The sequence below is a fragment of the Planctomycetaceae bacterium genome (genome assembly GCA_039680605.1).
Classification (GTDB): Bacteria; Planctomycetota; Phycisphaerae; order SM23-33; family SM23-33; genus JAJFUU01.
On record JBDKTA010000034.1, the window covers coordinates 99,028 to 119,865 of the forward strand.

Annotated in this window: 15 protein-coding genes; 8 read left to right on the plus strand and 7 right to left on the minus strand. The window is 64.6% G+C overall.

Annotated features, from left to right (window positions below):
- Positions 1-78 precede the first annotated feature (78 nt).
- From ABFD92_10510 to ABFD92_10520, 3 genes are all read right to left on the minus strand, one after another.
- On the minus strand, positions 79-1,386 hold the full coding sequence (locus tag ABFD92_10510; protein MEN6504962.1) for an aminoacetone oxidase family FAD-binding enzyme: 1,308 nt from the start codon (positions 1,384-1,386) through the stop codon (positions 79-81).
- Between the two features lie 54 nt (positions 1,387-1,440).
- Positions 1,441-3,213 (minus strand): LamG domain-containing protein, encoded by a 1,773-nt coding sequence (locus ABFD92_10515; GenBank protein MEN6504963.1) that lies wholly within the window; start codon positions 3,211-3,213, stop codon positions 1,441-1,443.
- Positions 3,214-3,616: 403 nt separating this feature from the next.
- On the minus strand, positions 3,617-5,449 hold the full coding sequence (locus ABFD92_10520; protein ID MEN6504964.1) for a hypothetical protein: 1,833 nt from the start codon (positions 5,447-5,449) through the stop codon (positions 3,617-3,619).
- Between the two features lie 191 nt (positions 5,450-5,640).
- Here ABFD92_10520 and ABFD92_10525 point away from each other — a divergent pair, with 191 nt between their 5' ends.
- Positions 5,641-7,836 carry a GreA/GreB family elongation factor gene (locus tag ABFD92_10525; GenBank protein ID MEN6504965.1) on the plus strand — a complete coding sequence of 732 codons (2,196 nt, stop codon included), beginning with the start codon at positions 5,641-5,643 and terminating at the stop codon, positions 7,834-7,836.
- 214 nt (positions 7,837-8,050) lie between these two features.
- Positions 8,051-9,193, plus strand: a complete 1,143-nt coding sequence (locus ABFD92_10530; protein ID MEN6504966.1) for a substrate-binding domain-containing protein — start codon at positions 8,051-8,053, stop codon at positions 9,191-9,193.
- A gap of 319 nt (positions 9,194-9,512) precedes the next feature.
- On the opposite strand, the gene pgl is transcribed toward ABFD92_10530, so the two are convergent.
- Together pgl and zwf are read right to left on the minus strand one after the other, a co-directional pair.
- Positions 9,513-10,286, minus strand: coding sequence for a 6-phosphogluconolactonase (gene pgl / locus ABFD92_10535; GenBank protein ID MEN6504967.1), 774 nt, complete (start codon positions 10,284-10,286; stop codon positions 9,513-9,515).
- A 32-nt stretch (positions 10,287-10,318) separates the two neighbouring features.
- Positions 10,319-11,848: a glucose-6-phosphate dehydrogenase gene (zwf, locus tag ABFD92_10540; GenBank protein ID MEN6504968.1), complete on the minus strand. Its 1,530-nt coding sequence runs from the start codon at positions 11,846-11,848 to the stop codon at positions 10,319-10,321.
- 176 nt (positions 11,849-12,024) lie between these two features.
- On the opposite strand from zwf, the gene ABFD92_10545 reads away from it, so the two are divergent.
- Genes ABFD92_10545 through ABFD92_10560 form a run of 4 tightly spaced genes read left to right on the plus strand, consistent with a single transcriptional unit; the run spans position 12,025 to position 16,603 of the window.
- A complete protein-coding gene (locus ABFD92_10545) occupies positions 12,025-12,492 on the plus strand; it encodes an N-acetyltransferase (GenBank protein ID MEN6504969.1) in 468 nt (155 codons plus the stop codon).
- A complete protein-coding gene (locus ABFD92_10550) occupies positions 12,489-13,304 on the plus strand; it encodes an ATP-binding cassette domain-containing protein (protein MEN6504970.1) in 816 nt (271 codons plus the stop codon). The genes ABFD92_10545 and ABFD92_10550 overlap by 4 nt, the downstream gene beginning before the upstream one ends.
- 10 nt (positions 13,305-13,314) lie before the next feature.
- Positions 13,315-14,319, plus strand: a complete 1,005-nt coding sequence (locus ABFD92_10555; protein MEN6504971.1) for an MlaD family protein — start codon at positions 13,315-13,317, stop codon at positions 14,317-14,319.
- 34 nt (positions 14,320-14,353) lie between these two features.
- Positions 14,354-16,603, plus strand: a complete 2,250-nt coding sequence (locus ABFD92_10560) for an MMPL family transporter (GenBank protein ID MEN6504972.1) — start codon at positions 14,354-14,356, stop codon at positions 16,601-16,603.
- A gap of 816 nt (positions 16,604-17,419) precedes the next feature.
- On the opposite strand, the gene ABFD92_10565 is transcribed toward ABFD92_10560, so the two are convergent.
- Positions 17,420-17,989 (minus strand): hypothetical protein, encoded by a 570-nt coding sequence (locus ABFD92_10565; protein ID MEN6504973.1) that lies wholly within the window; start codon positions 17,987-17,989, stop codon positions 17,420-17,422.
- Positions 17,990-18,015: 26 nt separating this feature from the next.
- The gene (locus ABFD92_10570; protein MEN6504974.1) at positions 18,016-18,354 is read right to left on the minus strand and encodes a hypothetical protein; all 339 of its coding nucleotides are present in this window, start codon (positions 18,352-18,354) and stop codon (positions 18,016-18,018) included.
- Positions 18,355-18,680: 326 nt separating this feature from the next.
- Between ABFD92_10570 and ABFD92_10575 the strand changes: the two genes are divergently transcribed.
- On the plus strand, positions 18,681-19,694 hold the full coding sequence (locus ABFD92_10575) for an NAD-dependent epimerase/dehydratase family protein (GenBank protein ID MEN6504975.1): 1,014 nt from the start codon (positions 18,681-18,683) through the stop codon (positions 19,692-19,694).
- Positions 19,691-20,836: a DegT/DnrJ/EryC1/StrS family aminotransferase gene (locus ABFD92_10580; protein MEN6504976.1), complete on the plus strand. Its 1,146-nt coding sequence runs from the start codon at positions 19,691-19,693 to the stop codon at positions 20,834-20,836. Before ABFD92_10575 ends, ABFD92_10580 begins: the two co-directional genes overlap by 4 nt.
- Positions 20,837-20,838 lie beyond the last annotated feature (2 nt).

Here is a 20,838-nt window from a genome sequence, read left to right on the forward strand (position 1 = left end):
GGGTGTGCAACTGCAAACATTACGGCGGAAGGCCACGGCGCGGGGGAAGAACAATCACGGGCGAGACGCCCGTGCTACTCATGGGCAAGATGCCCATGCTACGGCGGAGGTTCCGGCCAGCCAACCACTTGAGAAAGCCCACTGCAGATTGAATCCGCCGCTGGGGCCGTCCAGGTCGAGCAGTTCGCCGGCGAAGTAGAGGCCGCTCAGCAGGCGGCTTTGCAGCGTGCGTGGATCGACCTGCGAAAGCTTGACGCCGCCGCGAGTGACCATGGCCACGTCAAAGCCTTCTGTATCGACGGCCGTCAGCGGCGCGCCGGCCAGCAACTCGGCCAAAGCATCCTGCCCTGCCCGGGGCAGCATGGCCGCGGCGGTCTCTGCCGGCACCCGCGCCAGCGAGCACATCGTCTCGGCCAGCGAACCGGGCAGCCATTGTCGCAGCAAGCCGCCCATGCCGCGCCGCCCATCCGTGTGGCGGAGCCGTTCGAGGCGACCTTGCCAGACCGCCCGGTCGGCGCGGGCCTCGAGTTCGATTCGCAGAGGCACCGGTCCACGAGGCAGCAAAGCCGCCACGTCGCCGGAGAGGTCCAGCACGCACGGACCACTGAGGCCGCGATGCGTGAAGAGAATCTCGCCGGTCAGGCCGCTCTTGCTCTGGCGGGGCAGGTCGATCCAGATCCTGGCGGCCGCCAGCGAAACGCCAGCCAATTCCGCCGGCCACCTCTGGCGAGTCACCAACGGCACCAGGGCGGGCGTCGGTGGAACGATCTCGTGTCCCGCCTGCCTGGCCAGGTCGTACCCCAGATCGGTACCGCCCAGGCGGCGATAGCCCTTGCCGCCGCAGGCGAGGATCACGACGGCGGCGGCAATTTGCCGCGATGGCGGATTATCACTGGGAGCCTGCATGGGCGAGACGCCCATGCCACAAGTAACGCCGCGCAGGCGCGCGTCTTCGATCCACAGGCCCGTCACGGCCGTACCCGGCAGTGTGGTCACGTGCAGTTCGTCCAGGCGGCGATGAAGGGCATGCTGGACGTCGCCGGCTTGTCGGCTGGCGGGATAGATTCGCCACCCGTCGACGATCGTGGGGATTCCCAGTCGCTCGAGCACACTGGGCAGGCCCCCTTCTCCCAGGGCCTCGATCGCCGGCGACATGAACCGCCCCTGTCGCCCGAACCGCCCCTCGAATTGATCGGCGGGCAGCGTGTTGGCGATGTTGCAGTGCCCGCCGCCGCTGGCGAGAATCTTCAGCCCCGCGCGGTTCATCCGCTCGATCAGCACCACGCGCCGACCGCCCTGAGCCGCCGCAATGGCCGCCATCTGCCCCGCCGCGCCGGCGCCGACCACCGCCACGTCGAAGAGCGAACTATCTTCCTGAACTGTCACGACGGGGATCCTAACACAAATCGAGTCCGTCTGTCAGGAAGCCTCAGTGAAAAGTCATTTCCGCTTTGGGAAAAGAAAATATGCCAATCCCCCCAGGATTGTTAAGGTAAGCGTTGCCGGTTCGGGAATCACAGCGAACACTCCGCCGGTATCAACAACAGCCCATGCCGTATGAGTCGCGGGATCGACGCCCCAACGTCCCAGGTCGTTGCCCAGCCCGTCGAGGTTCGTGTCCTCAAACGCTCCCAACGTAAACGCTCCGCCGGCCGCCTGGCCCCAGCCCGAACTGTCCGATCGCGCAAGGAAGATATACCCGTTCTCTGCCAGCGTGTCGGCAGTGTATCCCGTAGGAATCCACAGATCGGCGGGATTGTATGTCATCGACAACACGTAGATGTTACTGCCCGTGCCGCCTACTTCCACCACGTCGCTGACCAAACCGTTCTTGCCGCCCAGGACCCCCTGAGGCGCTACCGGATTAACGCCGTCGAAAATCTCGTCGGGCGTGCGGGTGCGCCAGTTCATGCCGACGGTGGAGCCGCCGGCGTTGGTCCCAGCCAGGATGATCGCTTCGGTGGAGAGGCTGTTGACGGTTCTCGACGCCAGGCCCGCCATGCTCCCGCCGGGGGCGACGTCGGCGTAGAGCGTGTGATTGCCGGTGCCGTCAAAGGCGCCTGTTCCTGCCGTGGCGTTACCGACGGTGATAACAACACCTTGCGCGGCGGGGGACCCGTTGGCGCCGGTTCCCAGCACGACGTTGGTTGCGGCGGCCCCGGCGGTCACGGTGACGTCGCCGTAGTCCGAGCCGGTGAACGTCCCGTTGACGCCCGGGGCAGACGTGCCGGCCGCCAGGTTCGTGCCGCTGCCCGCCAGAACCAGCCCGGCCGTGCCACCGTTGTTGACGCTCCAGTTCACCGCGTCGAGATTGCTCCCGGTGGCACTGCTGAGGGTAGCCGTGACGCCGGTCGAACCGCCCTTAAGGATGTTGCTGTGGGCGACCGAGGCGCCCAGATTGATCGTGGCCGAGGACAGAGCGGTCCCGTCGCTGAAGTCCTTGATCGCGATCAGGTCGGTCGTGGTCAGAATACTGTTGTAGATGCGGATGTTGTCCAGGCCGCCCTGCCAGGCCTTGGCCGTGTCTGTGTCGTTCATGCCGATCCGCAAGTCGCCCGTGTTGGTGTCCACCGCCTGCTTGTCGATCTTCTTGGTGGCGCCGGTGAACAGGGTGTCGTTCAGGGCGGTCCCGGAGTAGAACACCACATTGTTGGGCATCCCGGCCCCGTGTTGTGTTCCGTCATACGTGACCGCCACAAACATCCAGGTGTTAAGCGAAATGTTCACGTCGGCATCGACGGCCGTGTTATCCACCATCAGCTTGGCGTTGTCATTGTTCTTGATCATAAACTCAAAGCCAGGATTGCCGTTGACCTTGGTGACGATTCGCCGATCCTGGGCGTCGTTCGTCAGGTACACCCAGGCGGTGATGGTAAACTGCGTCATCCCGTTGAGGGCGGCGCCGACGCTGGCATTGGCGAACGACACATAGTCGCTGTTGCCGTCAAAGACCGCGCCGTAGCCGGCGGTGTTGTAGGGTCCGTCGGCAGTCGAGTAGGCCGCGTTGCCCGAGAAAGTCCCCGTCACAGCGATGGAGCCGCGGTTGACGAGCGAGCTGTTGCCATCCGCGGCGTTAAAATCGATTTCGATCAGAGGAATCGGAGCACCCTGCGCCCCCGCTGTCAGCGTCAGAACTATGACCAGCCCCAGACCAACCCAGCGCAAGACCGCGCCCCGGCGGACGTCCACCCATTTCGCACTCTGGTTAAGCATATCGAATCTTCCCTTGCATAGAGATCTTGGGACAAACGCTTCACGAGGCCGTCATCAGAACTTAAAGACAGGTCGGCTACCCACAACCCACTGGCCGCTAGTTATAATAGACCTGATCTTCGATTAGCCAAATGGTTTCCAGAGCAATCTGCTTTCCACAGAACAGCATCCTGTTATCCCGCCAAGAACGACACTTACTCCACATCTTATAACACATTAACCTCTAGACTCTTACACATACTTCGCCAGGCATGTAATCGGGAACCTTTACTATGGGCTATAAGATAACTCCCCATAACAAATGCGGTAGACTTCGCAGACAATATTCAGGGTGTGGAGGGCACCAACTTATGGCCATATCGGCGCGCCGAAGGACAACGGTTCTTAAGAGCCGCGCGTCGGCTCATTCGAGCGCCGTGGCGCCTTGCGCGGGCATTGACATGCCCTCCTGGGCGTGCGGATCAGTCGCCGTCGCGGCGGTTTGGACTGTCGCGCATATCTGGCCCAGAGTTACCGCCGCCGTCAGCACGCATGGGTCGAGAGTGTCGACCCGCAATCCGCACTGCGGGCGGAGATACGGCCGCAATGCGGGGAGAAGGGCGTCGTGAGTGTGGAAAGGCGCCAGCGCCTGCTTGAGGGTCAACCGCCAGGGGCTCTTGCCCAGGGTGAATGTGGTCTGGAGCAGCCGGCCGTCGAGCGTGCGCTTTTCGCGAAGGTTTCGCGCCACATTCAGCAGCCCCATCCGGCTCAGCACGGTTTTGAGCAGCTTGTATTGCCGGGGCGGCCTCGCGGCTATCCGCTCCTCGGCACTGCAGCAGAACAGGGCTGAACCGGAAGAGTTTTTCGCGGCGGGGATGTCGCGCAAGGCCGCGGCCGGGCCTGTAAAAACCAGGTCGTGCAGGGTCTGGGTGAATAGCGATTTGCCCAGGCGCATTTGCCGGGAGAGGGAAACATAGAAATCCATCAGTTCGTAGTCCCAGCAGACCTGCCAGCGGGCGTCGAGATATTCATATAGCCGGACACTATTGACGATCACCTGCGACTGGCGGTAGGCCACGTCCCACATTTCGCACCGGGCGATGGGATCATCGCAGCCGCCGGCGGGCGCCGCGGTAAGCTCGGCGATCTTCTCTTTGAGACGCTGGGTCATCGGGCTGCCATTGGCTGCAAAATAGAAGTAATGGCGGTCGAATATCGTTTGGGCGACGCTCTTGGCCTGGCGTGTGAGTTCCTCATACTTGGTGGGCAGGATGGCGTTGTGCCCGGGAAAGAAGACCGGGGGCTGGGGCCACTTGCGACCCATCAGTTCCACCAGCGCCGGAAGATCCTGCATCTGCGGTTGGCTGGTCGCCTTGGCGGCATACGTCAGATAGTCCATTCCGAGGCGGCTGCCCATCACGTCCGCCCAGGTCTGCGGCGTGTACTCCACCATGTGCCACGGGTAATGCAGCGCCTCGGCCACCTGGCGGCTGACGCGGCATTGGATGTCGTCAGGCCGACCGTAGGTGAAGCACTCGACGTTATCGGCGCCGAGGCGCTTAAGCATGGCGACGTTCAGCCGGCTGTCCAATCCGCCCGACAGGGGTACCAGAATCGTACCGGGGTTGCTGCGGACGAACGCCCCGTACATGCGCTCGAAGATGTCCATCATCTGAGCCTTGAGTTGCTCGGGCGAGCCCTGAATCTCGCGCACAGGCAGACAGTGGTAGTATTGCGTCACGACCGCACTGCCAGCCGGAGAGGCCGCGGCGGCCTCGAGCATCGTGCCCGAAGGCAACTGCGCCAGCCCCTCCAACAGCGTGGTCCGGCCGGTGACGTAACCGCATAAGAGGAACTCATAGGCGGACAGCAGGTCGACGTTCCGCGCATGACCGCGGCGCTGGGCGGCCTCGGGCGTGTCGCAGACGATCAACTCGCCGTCGGCATCGACATAGAACAGGGGAATACTCCGCACGCGGTCGACGGCCGCCACGATCCGCCCGTCCGCCCACCTGGCCACCAGGGCCCACGCGCCATTGAGGGCCGGGATGAGTTTGACCAGGGCGTCGTGCCAAAGTCCGCCTTCCCGCCGACACGATTCCGCAACGGCCTGGGCTAGCGGTTGGTCAGTGAGTTGCGTCTGACCGAAGCGGGCATATCCGCGGATCCACAACTGCGGCTCGTCGGCGCCTGGCGATTTCGGAGAAAACCATTGAACGTGCCTGTCCTCAAGGCTCACGAAGGATGTTCTGCCCATCGCCCCAGCTCCTGGTTTGCGTGACTTGACCCTTGGCTTGAGACTATATGCCCCCAAATGGCTCTGCCCCAACCCAGATCGTGCTTTTGTTCGGGCACAACTTTTCGTGGCCTCGCGGACGCCGCTGGCGTATCCTGATGCGATTATCCGGGTGACAAGCCGTCGTCGAGGCGGCGCATAGGGAGAGTTGCGTGAACCTTAGCGACGTGAAGAGCTGGATCAAACAGAACAACCTCCGAAGCGTAGAAGACGCATGGCTCGAAGCCATCGAGACCAACGAACCGCCTGAGACCTTCTATACCGTGCTGCAGGCGCTGACCGCCGCCGGGCACGACGCCACGGCCACCACCCTGGCGACCATGGCCGTCGGCGAGTTCGTCGAGAAGCGCCCCCCCGCCGAGGCCCTCAAGGCCGTCCGCGGGTTTCTGCCCGCCGCACCGCCCAGCGACGAACTGCGCATCGCCGCCGCCGAACTCTACCGCAAGGCGTTGGCCGGAACGGAACATCTGGACGTGTTCCTGGCGGCCTCGGGGCTGGAAACCAACTGCTCCCTGCGCCGGGCGATCGCCGCGATGGACATCTGCCTTTGCGCGCGGCTGGGCTCTTACCTGGTCAACCCGCACGAGTCCGGACAAGTCCTTCGGGTCGAGCGATTCGACGCGGCAGGCAAGGTCTTTGAACTGACGGACCCCCACGGCGGGCGGATTGAACTCGATCCGCCGTCCCTGGCAGACGACTATCGCTGCACCGCCGATAACGACTTTCGCGTGCTGGCATCGTTCCGCCGGGAACAGTTGCCCGACCTGCTGGCCGGCGATCCCGGCGCGGTGCTGACGGGCATCTGCATGGCCCACGGCGGACAGATCGACGCCGGCGCCCTCAAGGACCTTCTCGTGCCGAAGTACCTGGACGCCGGCGCCTGGAGCGGATGGTGGGGCCGCGCGCGAACGGCTGTCAAAAAGAGCCACCAGCTCGTGCTGGAAGGGCGCAGCCCGGCGGTGGTGAAGTACCATCCGCACGGGCTGTCGCTGGAGGAGGAACTGGCCCCGCGCCTCGGTGAGGCGCGGACGCCGGCAGACCTCTACGCCGTGGCGCTGGAGTACCTGGCCCAGGCCCCCCACCGCGACACGCCGCTGGACAGCGGGTTCTCCCGCGGAATCATGAACACGCTGGCCGAGCAGGCCCGCCAGTTCCGCCAGCGCCGACCCACCGACGCGCTGGTGGCGACGCTGGCCATCGAGGCCCTGGTCCGCGGCGGACTGCCCCACCCGCAGTCGCAGCATCCTTCGGCCGCCGAGGCGGTCGCCGAACTATCCGACGCGGCGGCCTCCATCGCGGCGCTGAGCGACGCGGCCCTGCGCGACGCCGCCCTGGACGCTTTGGCGCTGCGCAGCGATGCGGCCGAGCAGTTCACGCGGTTGTTCCCGAGGTTGGGCGTCGAGTCGCTGGACGACCTGGCGCGGCGCGCCGGAGGATCTGTCGTCGACGCGGCGATGCGCGCGGCGCTGGCAGACCCGGTCACCCATCTCCAGACGCTGCTGTGGTTGTGGCGCGGGCCCGCCGAGGCCATCCCCAACTGCCCCCCGCCGCTGGAACTGCTGCCGCGCGTGCTCGGGGCCGGCGAGACCGTCGCCCGCGAGATCCTGGACGATCGCGACTTCCGCCGCGAGTCGTTCCATCATATCCGCTCGGCGCTGGTGGCCGACGACTGCCGCACCTTCCGAAAGGCCGCCGCGGCGATGACCGAGGGCGTCGGGGCGGCCATGAAGCGGCGCGTCGAACGCAACGACGCCCTGAGCGAGAGCACGCGACCGCGCCTGCTGGCGATCCTGCGCGAGCGGTTCTATAAGCTCTTCCTCGAGACCAAGGTCGCGCCCTGGCTGGACGAGACGGTTCTGTGGACGACCGAGGGGTCGCTGCGCAGCCAGGAAGCGGTGCTCAAGGAACTGGAGGAGATCACGCTTCCGGCCAATTCCAAACGCATCGGTGAGGCCGCCGAGAAGGGCGACCTCAGCGAGAACAGCGACTGGCTATACGCCATCGAGGAGCAGCGCCGCCTTCAGGCCAAGGTCAGCGCCCTCAAGGGCGACCTGGTCCGCTCTCGCGTGCTGCACGCTGACGACGTCCCGGCCGACACCGTCAGCGTCGGATCTCGCGTGACGCTGCGGCGCTGCAGCGACGGCAGCGAAACGGACATCTCGCTGCTGGGCCCGTGGGAAAGCGACGTTGCCACGCGCATCTTCAACTACCAGACGCCCCTGGCGTTGAGCCTGATGGGCAAGCGAATCGGGCAGCGGGCGGTGCTGAAATTAGAGGGCGCAGAAGAGGAATACGAGATCGTCGCCCTCTCGGCGGCCATCGACCCCGCCGGTCGCGTCAAGCCCTGAACCGCTCTTTCGCGCCGCCGAAAACTCTGGTCCGATTGTCGCATGCCATGTCCTGAGGCGGGAGTGCCCCCGGCTGGAATTTTGTTGCCGCCTCAAATTATTGTCTTGACGTATCTTCAACCCCTCATTGATAATACGCCGGTCCGAACGGAAGACGCCGGACACGGGAGCATGGGGAATGACGATGGTGAGCAAAAAGCGAGATGTGCCGGATATGTCCGATCTGACAACAGGGTTCCGCAAGACCGTTACGGTAGGCCCGGGGTTGAGCGTGCAGATGCTGCGGGGCATCTCCGATTTCGCGCGGGAAAATCACTGGTTGCTGAACATGGCCCCCTGGCGCAAAGACGACGCGTCCAGGCCGCTCTGGACCGGCGACGGGATCATTGCCTCTCTGCAGGCCAGGCCGGAACTCAGTGAGAACATTCGTGCCAGCGGCCTGCCGCTGGTCAACATCGCCGATCAGCCATTTGACGGCGTGACCACGATCATGCCCGACCACCGCTGGGCCGGTCGCATGGCGGCGGAGTACTTCCTGCAGCGGGGATACCACAACCTGGCCTGGGCCAGTTCAGCCCCAAGCCGCCCCTGCCAGGAAATGATGAGTGCGTTCCAGGAGGTTGTCGCCGGCGCCGACAGAGTGTTCCACAGAATCGATATCGGCCCCAACGTCCTGGCAGGCATGCCTGTTCCCCTTGGCGTTCTGGCCTGCAGCGACGCCGACGCGGTGGCGCTGGAGAACGTCGCCCTGGAGGCAGGGATCAGCATCCCCGAAGAATTGGCGATCATCGGCCCGGGCAACGAGCCTTACTGGTCCGACCTGGCGCCGGTTCCGCTCTCGCAGGTCGACGCCGACCACCAGCAAATGGGCTATCAGGCGGCCGGCGCCCTCAGGGGGCTGATGTCGGGGGCGGCGCAGGGCGGGTTCCTGCCGCCGGTGCGTCCCAAGTGCGTGTGTACGCGGCGCAGCAGCGATTGCGTGGCGATTCCGCACAGAGAAGCCGCCGCGGCAATCACGTTCATCTGGAAACATTTCCGCGACGCGATCACCCCAGGGCGCGTCGCCCGCGAGATCGGGCTGACCCGCCAGCGGCTCGACGCGGTCCTCAAGCAGCACACCGGGCGAACCCTGGCCGGTGAAATCGAGCACAAGCGGATGGAACTGGCCATGGCGATGCTCCGCGACGGGCAGGACAAGGTGCGCATCATCGCCGACCAGTGCGGTTTCACCAACAGCCTCTCGCTCAACCGCGCTTTCCGCCGCACCCTGGGAATGCCTCCCCAGCAATGGCGAGCCCAGAACTTTCATGTGGCCGCCGCCGCCGCCGAAATGGCACAAACCCCGCTGAGTATATAAAGCGGGCGGGCCCGGCAAGCCGGACCCGCCCCGGAGTCTCAGGCGGGGGGGGACCTGAGCCTCACGTTTTGTCCTACGCCTGTAATCGCAGGCGGTTCACCATTCAAGTAAAATCCGGACCACTTTTTTTTCGCCCATGCCTCGATGGTGGGGAAAAGCCGCGGCGGAGGCACCAGGTATTTATCAAAACCTTTGTGTGGCTTTGATGAATACTTGCGCCGGGCAGGGGTACACGGCACCAAATGAAAAAGTAATCCACACAACGAAGTACCTCTTCATTTAGTGCCTCCGCCGCGGCTTTTCCCCTTTAATCAGGCCGCTATTCTTGCGGCCGCAACCCCGCCATCTTTCCCGCAGCCGCGTCCAGGGCAAACGTCAGGGCGCCGTGCCTGGGATTGACCCACGCCGAGGGCAACTCGATGCGGTCACTGTCGTCGCTGAGGACGCGGGCGACGGGTTGAGCCTTGTCGTGCCCGGTCACCAGGAACACCACGTGCCGGGCCGCGTTGATCAGCGGCAGAGTGAAGGTCATGCGTTTGCGGCCGAGTTTGGGCACGTAGTCGACGGCAATCAGCTTGTGTTTTTCCGCCAGCAGCGGCGAATCGGGGAAGAGACTGGCGGTGTGTCCGTCGGTCCCCATTCCCAGCAGGATCAGGTCGAAGGACGGTTTTTTGTCGGGTCCGGCGGGCACGATCGCCCGCACCTGGGCCTCGTAGTCGGCGGCGGCGGCGTTGAGGTCTTCGGCGTCGGTGGGCATGGGGTGAACGCGTTTGGGTTCGATGGGCAGGTAGTCCAGCAAGGTCCGCTGGACCATGCCGTAGTTGCTCTCGATGTCGTCGGGCGGCACGTCGCGTTCGTCGCCGAAGAAGATCTCGACGCTGGCCCAGGGCACCTCGTCCTGGAGCAGGACGCGGGCCATCTTGAGATACAGCGCGTACGGAGTCGTTCCGCCGGCCAGCGCCAGCGTGCAGACGCCGCGGGCGTCGACGGCTTCGCGGATGCTCTGGCGGAAGATGTCCACCACCGCGTCGTTCACTTGCTCTTCCGTGGCCTTGACGACCACGGACACGTTTCGCGTACTTGCTTTTGACATGGGCAGTTTTCCCGGAGTTTTATATCACGCCTTCATGTATTTTTCCAGTGGATATACGGATCGTTAAACAGCGCCTCGGCCGAGGGCGGACCCCAACTGCCCGCCGGGTACGTCTCCAGCGGCGGGCGGGCGTTCACCCGCCATCCGGCGCGGATGCTGTCGACGATCTTCCACGAGGCCTCGACCTCGTCATTGCGGATGAACAGCGTCGGGTCGTCGCACATCACGTCCAGCAGCAGGTGCTCGTACGCCTCGGGCGAGGCCGACTCGAACGTCGAATGATAGCTGAAGTCCATCTTCACCGGTCGCAGCATCATGCGCACGCCGGGAACCTTGGCGTCGAACCGCAGGCTGATGCCTTCCTCGGGATACATCCGGATGACCAGTTCGTTGGCGTGGCGCACGTCGCACGAGGACTCGCTGAACAACTGCGTCGGTTCGCGGCGAAAGACCACCACCACCTGCGCCAGCTTGCCCGCCATGCACTTGCCCGTGCGCAGATAGAACGGCACCCCCGACCAGCGCCAGTTCTCGACGTACAGCTTGACGGCGGCGTAGGTCTCGACCTGCGAGTCGGCGGCGACGCCTTCCTCCTGGCGGTACCCGGCTTGGCCGTCGGCGGGGCCGTACTGACCGCGCGCCGTGCGGACAGCGACCTCCTCGGGCGTCAGCGGCGAGATCGCCTGGAGCACTTCGATCTTCTCGTCGCGAATGTACGTCCCCCGCATCCGGTTGGGCGGGTCCATCGCGATCAGCGTCAACAGTTGCATCATGTGGTTCTGCACCATGTCGCCCATGGCGCCGGCGGTCTCGTAGTAGGGCCCGCGCCGCCCCTCCATGCCGACGGTTTCGGCCAGCGTGATCTGCACGTGGTCGACGAACTGGCGGTTGAGCAGCGGCTCGACGATCGCGTTGGCGAAGCGGAACGCCAGGATGTTCTGGACGGCCTCTTTGCCCAGGTAATGGTCGATGCGGAAGATCTGGTCTTCGTCGAACCATTCGGCCAGCAAGGTGTTCAGCGCGCGGGCGGAGTTGAGGTCTTCGCCGAAGGGCTTCTCCACCACCAGGCGCACGAACTGGTTCCGCCGGCGCGGAGCGTTCAGGCCCGCCGCCCCGAGTTGCTTGATGATCTCGGGCAGCACCGCCGGGGGCATGGCATCGTAAAACACGCGGTTGCCGCCCGTGCCGTACTGCTCGTCCAACTCGTCCAGGCGGCGCGACAGGGCCGCGTAGTCCTGCGGCGCATCGGCCTGGGCGGTCAAGTAGAACCATCGCTGGGCCGCCCGCTGCCAGGCGGCTTCGTCGATGGGCGTCCGCGAAAACTCCCCCACCGCTTTGCGCATGGCGTTGCGGAAGTATTCGTCATCGTGGTCCTTGCGCCCCACGCCGAGCACAACGAAGTTGTCCCCGATCAGCCGCTCGCGCCACAGGTTGTACAGCGCCGGGGCGATCTTGCGGGCCGCCAGATCCCCCGTGGCCCCGAAGAGCACGAAGACGCACGGCTGGGCCGCCTGCGGCTCGGCGATACCGGCCTCAAATCGATTTCCTTCATTCGAAGACATTTCGTTCCCTTCCGGCACATTATTCTAGGCGGGCGGGAATCGCCCTGCTCTTGTATATCGAGCCGCAGGCCTCTGGTGGCACAGGCTTTCCAGCCTGTGGCCCGCTTGTGTTTCTGCGCATCATGGAAGAATGACACAGCCTAGAAAGCCTGTGCCGCCTGCGTTACAATAGCGGAATGATCTTGCGAGCGGCTATTTTGAGCGATGCGGTGGCGATCCGCGACCTGGTCGGCTATTACGCCGAACGCGGCAGGATGCTCCATCGCAGCCTTGAAAGCGTCTACGACCACCTGCGCGACTTCACCGTCGCCTGCGACGACGAGGGCAGGCTGATCGGATGCGTGGCCGTCGACGTCTCGTTCGAAGACCTCGCCGAGGTCAAGAGCCTGGCCGTGGCGCCGGATCTTCGCCGCAGCGGCGTGGGGCGGCAGCTTATCGCCGCGGCGGTTGACGATGCCCGGCGCCTTGGCGTGCGGCGCCTCTTCGCCTTGACGTACGAGGCTGACTTTTTCGCCGCGCAAGGGTTTGTCCGGATCGACCGGATGACGCTTCCGGCCAAGGTCTGGCGCGAATGCGTCGCCTGCCCGAAGGTCGACGCCTGCGATGAAATTGCGATGATCCGCTTGCTGAAAGACGTGCCATGAACGACGCCGACGCCATCATCCGGCTGCAGGAGGTACACAAGTCGTTCAACGGCGAGCCGGTGCTGCGCGGGGTGAACCTGGCGATCGAGGCGGGCAAGACCACCGTCATCATCGGCCCCTCCGGATGCGGCAAGAGCGTGCTGCTCAAGCACATGATCGCCCTGATCCGCCCTGACCGCGGCGAGGTGTTCTTCAGGAACCGCCCCATCGGCGGGCTCTGCGAGCGACAGATGGTCGACGTGCGCCGGCGGTTCGGGTTTCTCTTCCAGGGCGGCGCGCTGTTCGACTCGATGACCGTCCAGGAGAACATCGTCTTTCCGCTGGCGGAAAACCACGTCAGCGACCCGGAGCGCCAGAAGGCCCGCTGCCGCGAAGTGCTCTCGCTGGTGGGCCTGGACGGCACGCAGCAGAAGTACCCCGAGGAGCTTTCCGGCGGGCAGAAGAAGCGCGTCGCCCTGGCGCGGGCCATCGCCCTGGGACCGGAGGTCATCCTCTACGACGAGCCCACCACTGGGCTGGACCCCATCCGCGCCGACCTGATCAACGAGTTGATCATCAACCTGCAGAAGGCGCTGCAGACGACGGCCGTCGTCGTCACGCACGACATGACCTCCGCGTGCAAGATCGCCGACCGCATCGTGATGCTCTACGGCGGGGTCTTCATCGCCGACACGACGCCGGCGGGCCTGGCGACCATCGACAACGAGACCGTGCTGCGCTTCGTCCAGGGGCGCGCCAGCGCCGAGGAACTCGAACAGATTCGCGCCGGGCGATTGGCCCGGCAGCCGTTTGGCGCCCCCGCCATACCTTGAGGATCCAGCCATGAAAGAATCCGCTCGAAATGTGGCCGTGGGAATCACCGTGATCGTCGCCCTGCTGATCCTGGCGGCAATGATCCTGATCTTCGCCGGACTGCCCGTGGTCCTGCGCAGCGGGTACACGATCTCCATGCTCTTTCCCACCACCGCCGACGCCCACGAGGGCGACCCGGTCCATCTGTCGGGCCTCAAGATCGGCGAAGTGACCAAGATCGATTTCGCCGGCGGCGACAGCCGAAAGGGCGTCATGTTCACCGCGCGGATCTATTCCGACGTCCGCGTCCCCGCAAACGCCAAGGCCTTCATCTTTTCCAAGGGACTGGCCGGCGGGGCGTACATCCAGCTCCAGGGAGAAGGGCCCGCGCCGATCAACCCGCGGACCGGAAAGGCAATGGAATATCTGCCCACCGACGGGAGCCCCGTCCTGGCCGGGCAGTTGAAGACCAGCCTGCTGCCCGAGGAAGTCGAGAAAGGCTTCAACAGCATTTCCAGGCTCGCCGACAGCCTCAACGCCCTGGTGGCCCCGCAGGAAGCCTCCGGCGGCGCCGTTGCGAGCACGGGCCCCGCCGGCGGACCGGCGTCGCAGCCCGGCCTGCAGGGCACCATCGCGCGGATGAACCTGGCGCTGGACAACCTCAACGGGATGCTCGACAAGAAGAATCAGCAGCAGTTCACCGCTCTGCTGACGAACCTCTCCGACGCCTCCCTGCAGGCCAACAAGACCTTGCTGGAGATCCAGAAGACCACCGCCCAGGTCGGCGCCGACGCCGGACACATCTCCCGGGGCCTGCTCGAAGACACCGCACGCCTGTCCGCCCTGCTGGCGGAGCTGGAAACGACCGTCAGCAAGGTCAACACCGGCGAAGGCTCGATGGCCAAGCTGCTCAACGACCCGAAATTCTACAACAACCTCGTCGACACCAGCGATCAGGCCAACAAGCTCCTGGAAGAGCTGCGAGTAATGGCCAAGGACTGGAAGGACAACGGCGTCAAACTCAAAATGAAGTGAACGCCGCTGCCCGATCGCTTCAGCCGGAACATTCATGATTGCGGACATCGTTATAAAATGCCGGTGGGGGTTCATCGCCTTCTGGATCGCCCTCACCGCCGCCCTGCTGTTCTGGACGGCGCCGGTAGAGCCGGGAACCTCCGAGGTCCGCAGCTATCTGCCTGAGTCTTCCCCCTACAGCCAGGCCCTGGCCGTCACGGAGCGATACTTCCCCAGGATGGCCGCCCAGAGCGAGGCCGTCATCGTCCTCGAGCGCCGCAAGGGCGCCCTGACGCCCGCGGATCTGGCCGCCGTCGAGGCGATGGCCTCATCCATCCGCACCCGCCTGCCCCAGTACGCCGTGCGATCTCCGGGCGCCATCGCTCTGCCGCAGGGGAGCAATCCCTTGATCAGCCCCGCCGGCAGCGACGGGCAGGCGGCGCTGCTGATGGTCAATGTCCAGGCCAACTTCATCACCATCGCCGCCACGCGCGCCGTCGAGGCCATCCGGCAAGACCTCCTGGCGGCTAAGCTCCCGGCCGGGCTGACCGCTCACATTACCGGCTCGGCCGCGTTCGGGCACGACTACGGCCAGGCCTCGGGCGCCAGCAGCCACCGCACCACGCTGGTGACGCTGGCGGCGGTGTTGATCATCCTGCTGCTGGTGTACCGCGCGCCGCTGGCGGCGCTGGTTCCCCTGGCGGCGATCAGCGCCGCGGCCGTCATTTCACTGAAGATTCTCGACGTCCTCCAGACCCTGGGCATGCCCTTGGGCACGCCCGAGCGAATCTTCGTGATGGTGCTGCTGTACGGGGCCGGCACCGATTACGCGCTGCTGTACATCAGCCGCTACCGCGAGACGCTCGACGCGCACGCGGCGCCGCTGCGAGCGGCCGCCGAGGCGCTGCGGGGGACGTTCTCGGCTATCTTCGCCAGCGGCATCACCGACGCCCTGAGCATCCTGACGCTGAGCTTCGTGTCGTTCGTGATCTTCCGCAGCACCGGACCGGCGGTGGCCATCGCCCTGGTCGTGGCGATGACCGCGGCACTGACCCTGGTGCCGGCCATCGTCGCGGTGCTGGGGCGGCGACTGTTCTGGCCCGTTTCACAGACCCCCGCCGTCAGCCGCAAGGTCTGGCCCTTCGTCGCGCGGGTGGTCATCGCCCGCCCGCTGCCGATCCTGCTGGTGACGGTGGCGCTGATGGCGATCCCCGCCGCACGGGCGCTGGATATCACCTGGGTGTACGACACGCTGGCCGACCTGCGCGGCGATTATGAATCGCCCAAGGGGCTGCTGGCGGCGCAGCGCCACTGGCCGCGCGGCGAGACCGGCCCGGTCACTGCCGTCATCGAGGCCCCGGCGCCGCTGACGCGGGCGAAGTGGACCGCCCACAGCAAGACCCTGTCCGATGCCATGCTCAAGCTGACCGACGGAGGCGCCCGCATCGCCGGAAACATCCGAAGCCTCAGCAGCCCCGTCGGCGTCAACAGCGGAGGCACGCTCACCACCCTGCTGCTGCGCCTGGCGGACAAGGCCATCGCCGGAGAATATCTCAGCGACGACGGCAGAGCCATGCGCATGGTCCTGGTGCTCGATGAGGCCCCGCTGACGCTGGCGGCGATGGGCCACGTCGACATGATCCAGAAAACCCTAGATGCCCAGGCCGCCTCCGCTCTGGGCGGACGCGTCTACCTGACCGGACCGACTGCGCAGATGCTGGCCGTCAAGACCGTCACGCGCAGCGACTTCCACATGATCGTCCCGATGGTCCTGGGCGTCATCTTCACCGTCGTGCTGTGCCTGCTGCGCGACGTGCTGCTGACGCTGTTCATGGTCGCCACCACCGTCCTGACATACCTGGCCACGCTGGGCATCAGCTACTGGGTCTTCGTCGCCCTGCTCGGGGCAGAAGGGCTGGATTGGAAAGTCCAGGTCTTCCTGTTCATCGTCGTCACGGCCGTCGGGGTCGACTACAACATCTTCCTGGCCGCGAGGCTCTTCCAGGAAGCCCGCCGCCACAGCCCCCTCGACGCCGTCCGCGAAGCCATCATCCACACCGGACCGGTCATCTCCTCGTGCGGGCTGATCATGGCCGCCACGCTGGGCAGCCTGCTCAGCGGCGACCTTGCCCTGCTGATCCAACTGGGCTTCGCCTTCGCCCTGGGGATGCTGCTGGACACGTTCGTCGTGCGCCCCCTGGTGCTGCCGAGCTTCGTCGTCCTGACCGGGAGACTTCACCGCAGGCAACGCGAAGATCGCAGAGAAGATGAAACGCTGCCTTCCGCCGCGGAGACCATTGCCTGATCGGGCTTCTCACGAATCATGGGACCTGTCCCCAGTGGCCGGCAAGGCCCCCGTGGCCGGCAAGGCCTTGTACATTCCTTGCACTCGCCACGGGCGTATTCTATGGAGTGCGGCAGCCGTAGCTGCCGCTTTGGAAGTTTCTCCAAGCCGGCGCCCGCAGGATTCGTCAACGAGTCCCCCAATAACGCGATCCCCAAGCCCGCAAACCCGGCGCCTGATAGTAGCCCCCGGTGGAGCCGAAGCCGCAGCTCTGGGTAGCCCGTCACACAACAATTGTACCTGACCCCAATGGCCCATGCCCGCTGCCAGGGCGAAGAGATGACTGGGCGCCGACCCGATAGCAGGTGCAGCGACAGAGCGACAGAGAAAACAACAAAAACGGTATCAGGAAAGATGGCGATTGACCGTCGCGTTTTCAGAGATGCGGCGGCCGTAGCTGCCGCTTTGGATGTTTCTCCAAGTCGCCGCCCCCGCATAACGCGATCCCCAAGCCGCAAAGCGGGCGCCTGATAGTAGCCCCCGGTGGAGCCGGCCGCAGCCCTGGGTAGCCCTTCTTTTCGTCCCCGTCCTCGTACCATAATTATGTTGTTGACCGAATGAGTGGGTGGGAATAGGTCTTGTATATCGGTGCGGCGAAGGAACAGAGATGCTGGAAAACAAGGCATTCAGTTCCCCTTTGGTCGCAGGCCGGCCAGCGAGGGGCCACAGACACTGCTTAACTTAGGGCCATTGGTATCTGCCCCCTTACCTACCCAGCGTGCGAACTCAGGAAAATGGCTGAAACCGCAAGTCCTATCATGCCTCGCACGATCGCAGTCATCGTGCCTTGCTCCTCAGAATCTGCCTGCCCAGCGACTGGCGGACGTCGTCGTCGCTGACGAATCCACCGGTGATGTGGCGAATGAGCACCAGAGTAGCGTAGTCATAGATTTCCGACCATGCGTCCACGGCTTCGTACAGCAGGCGGTAGTACCACCGCAATTCCTGCTCCAGGCATCCGCGTGCCACCCGCCGCGACCTCAGCGCCTTGCACAACGCACGCTCGAGCCGTCGCCCATCGGGCAGCGGGTAGCACCAAAGCTCGTGAGTCCTGTTCCAGACATGCAGAATCTTCCTGCTCGTCAGCGGCAGTTTCAACTGAGGTCCCCACATGTCGCTGTACTTACAGTAGAACAGCACCGGCGGCTCATTGCCCACCCGCTCCAGTCGCTCTGCCAGATCGTCCATCTGCCGCTGCTGCTGACCTTTCCAAGGAAGGGCGCGCGGATCGTCTTGCTTGGCCTTGGGAATAGGCTTGGCCACCGTAATCCATCGCTCAAACCTGCGCGCGATCTCCTGTCCCGTCCGTCCCCCAATGACGCTGATTGTTACCCATTGTCTGGCCATCTATCTCTCCTCGCTCAATCAAATCACTACCAATCAGAGTACGGCGGCTCGAACCTCTGTCCTCGCTTCGAATGAGGCAGAATGTATGTCCCGGACTTGGCGTCGGACGGAAATCGCACAGCATCCAAAACCTTTCCATCCTTGCCGAACCTTATGTAGTACATTCCGCCTCTCTCGTCGAAGTAAGATAAGGCGGGTACTGACAGCACCATTGGTTTGTCCGGCTGTAGCTGTTGCTCGACTTCATTCATAGTCAGCCCATCCTGCAGAGAAGCGATTCTGCTTTCCATTTCAGAACAAGATTGCTGCGCGCACCCCGCCAGGAACAGTGCGGCCATCGTACATAGGAGGATTTGTCGTTTCATGCCTCTCATTCGCCTTTCCCTTTTGAGACGCCGCCGTCTATAACTGGAAGCTTAATATCTTCTGGAATTTCCAGGCCTTGTCCCGTTGCTGCGAGACGGTATCGGCCAGACGGGTGCCTTCGCCGGCGGCTGTACTTTACTATCAGACGCAGGTGCGGGGGATTTTCTTTTAGGAAAATGGAAAACATCTCCGGCCGGACAGTGACGGGCGGTTGGGGGACTGGCCGGCGGTTGCTGGGTGATGCGGGCTTATTGACATCCATCCGCCAGCGGCTGATAATCGCGAACTTGCTGCGGCGGGGTTGCTGCGGCTGTCAAGGACAAACATGGACCTCAAGGGCAAGAAACTGCTGGTCATCGGCGGCGCGGGACTGATCGGTTCGCATCTGATCGACGAACTGGTCAAGGAAGACGTTGCCGAAATACGAATCTACGACAACTTCAGCCGCGGCACGCGGGAAAACCTCGCCGAGGCCCTCAAAGACCCGCGGGTGAAGGTCTTCCCCCTGGGCGGTGAACTGCTCCACCGCGACATCCTCGACGAGGCCGTCAAAGGCATCGACGGCGTCTTCCACCTGGCGGCGCTGTGGCTGCTGCACTGCCACGAGTACCCGCGCTCGGCGTTTGAGGTCAACATCGGCGGCACGTTCAACGTGCTGGAGGCCTGCCTCAACAACGGCGTCAAACGCCTGGTGTACTCCTCCAGCGCCAGCGTCTACGGCGACGCCCTGCAGGAGCCCATGACCGAGGAGCACTGGTACAACAACACCAATTTCTACGGGGCCACCAAGATCGCCGGGGAGATGATGGCCCGCGCCCTGTACCACCGCTATAGGAACACGCCCAAGAAGCTCGATTACGTCGGCCTGCGGTACATGAACGTGTACGGCCCGCGACAGGACTACCGCGGCACGTACGTGGCGGTGATCATGAAGATTCTCGACCGGCTCGACCAAGGGCTGCCGCCGCTGGTTTACGGCGACGGGTCGCAGGCGTATGACTTCGTCTACGTCGGCGACTGCGGGCGGGCCAACGTCTGCGCAATGAAGGCCGACGCCACCGATTCGTTCTACAACGTCGGCACGGGCATCAAGACCACGATCCTGGAACTGACGGAGATGATTCTGAAATTGACCGGATCGAGCCTGAAGGTTCAGTTCGAGCCGGCCGGCACGACCTTCGTCAAGAACCGCGTGGGCTGCCCCCGAAAAGCCGCCCGGGAGATCGGTTTCACTGCTGCCACCGGTCTGCAGGAGGGGTTGGCGCGGCTGATCGAATGGCGTCAGGGTCATCGCGAACAAGTCCTTCGCCGCCAGGCGGACGCGCAGGTGGCGCCATGAGCCCCAAGCGCAACATTCCCATCGCGATTCCGTGCTTTGGCGATGAGGAATGGCAGGCGCTGCGGGAACCGCTGTCGAGCGGATGGGTGACGCAGGGCCCCAAGGTCGCGGCATTCGAGAAGGCCTTCGCCCAGCGTCAGGGCGCTGCCCACGCGCTGGCATGCACGAGCTGCACCGCCGGTCTGCACCTGATCCTGGCGGCGATGGGCATCGGCCCCGGCGACGAGGTGATCGTGCCCTCGTTCACGTGGGTGGCCTCGGCCAACGCGGTTTTGTACTGCGGGGCCACGCCGGTCCTGTGCGACGTGAACCGCGAGACGTTCAATATCGACATCGCCCACGCGGCCTCGCTGGTGGGTCCGCGGACGCGTGCGATCATCGCCGTTCACCTGTTCGGGCTCAGCGTCGACCTGGACGCCCTGGCCGCGGCGGCGCCGGGCGTTCCGCTGGTCAGCGACGCCGCCTGCGCCGTCGCGACGCGCTACAAGGGACGCCCCATCGGGTCGCTGGGCACGGCGGCGGCGTTTTCGTTTCACCCGCGAAAGATCATCGTCACGGGCGAAGGCGGTATGGTGGCGACTCAGGATGCCGCCCTGGCCGGGCGGATCGACTCGCTCCGCAACCACGGCGCGAGCGTCTCGGAAGAGCAGCGCCACGTCGGTCCCAAGCCTTACATTCTGCCCGAGTTCAACGCGCTGGGGTTCAACTACCGCATGACCGACCTCCAGGGCGCCGTCGGGTTGGCGCAGCTATCGCGGCTCGACGGGTTTCTGGAAGAGCGTCGCAGCGGCGCGGAGTTTTACCGGCGGGAGCTGGCGTCGCTGGGGTGGCTTCGGACGCCCTCGCAAGAGCAGTCGCGCGAGCACGGGTGGCAGGCCTACGTCTGCTACGTGGACGAGGCAAAATCGCCCCTGTCGCGCGACCGGATCCTCGAGGCGATGCAGGCCCAGGGCATCGGCGGGCGCCCCGGCACGCACGCGGTCCACATGCTGGGCCTTTACGCCAGGCAGTTCGGCTACACGGTCGACAGTCTGCCCGCGGCGCGGGACTGCTACCGCTACAGCCTGGCTATTCCCCTGCACAACCGCATGACGATGGACGATTATCGCTACGTGGCCGACGCCCTTAAGAATCTGGAATAATC

Coding starts and splice junctions, on each gene's coding strand:
- ABFD92_10515 (MEN6504963.1), bottom strand. CDS start 3,213: ATGCTTAACCAGAGTGCGAAATGGGTGGACGTCCGCCGGGGCGCGGTC.
- ABFD92_10520 (MEN6504964.1), bottom strand. CDS start 5,449: ATGGGCAGAACATCCTTCGTGAGCCTTGAGGACAGGCACGTTCAATGG.
- ABFD92_10530 (MEN6504966.1), top strand. CDS start 8,051: ATGTCCGATCTGACAACAGGGTTCCGCAAGACCGTTACGGTAGGCCCG.
- pgl (MEN6504967.1), bottom strand. CDS start 10,286: ATGTCAAAAGCAAGTACGCGAAACGTGTCCGTGGTCGTCAAGGCCACG.
- zwf (MEN6504968.1), bottom strand. CDS start 11,848: ATGTCTTCGAATGAAGGAAATCGATTTGAGGCCGGTATCGCCGAGCCG.
- ABFD92_10545 (MEN6504969.1), top strand. CDS start 12,025: ATGATCTTGCGAGCGGCTATTTTGAGCGATGCGGTGGCGATCCGCGAC.
- ABFD92_10550 (MEN6504970.1), top strand. CDS start 12,489: ATGAACGACGCCGACGCCATCATCCGGCTGCAGGAGGTACACAAGTCG.
- ABFD92_10555 (MEN6504971.1), top strand. CDS start 13,315: ATGAAAGAATCCGCTCGAAATGTGGCCGTGGGAATCACCGTGATCGTC.
- ABFD92_10560 (MEN6504972.1), top strand. CDS start 14,354: ATGATTGCGGACATCGTTATAAAATGCCGGTGGGGGTTCATCGCCTTC.
- ABFD92_10565 (MEN6504973.1), bottom strand. CDS start 17,989: ATGGCCAGACAATGGGTAACAATCAGCGTCATTGGGGGACGGACGGGA.
- ABFD92_10570 (MEN6504974.1), bottom strand. CDS start 18,354: ATGAAACGACAAATCCTCCTATGTACGATGGCCGCACTGTTCCTGGCG.
- ABFD92_10575 (MEN6504975.1), top strand. CDS start 18,681: ATGGACCTCAAGGGCAAGAAACTGCTGGTCATCGGCGGCGCGGGACTG.
- ABFD92_10580 (MEN6504976.1), top strand. CDS start 19,691: ATGAGCCCCAAGCGCAACATTCCCATCGCGATTCCGTGCTTTGGCGAT.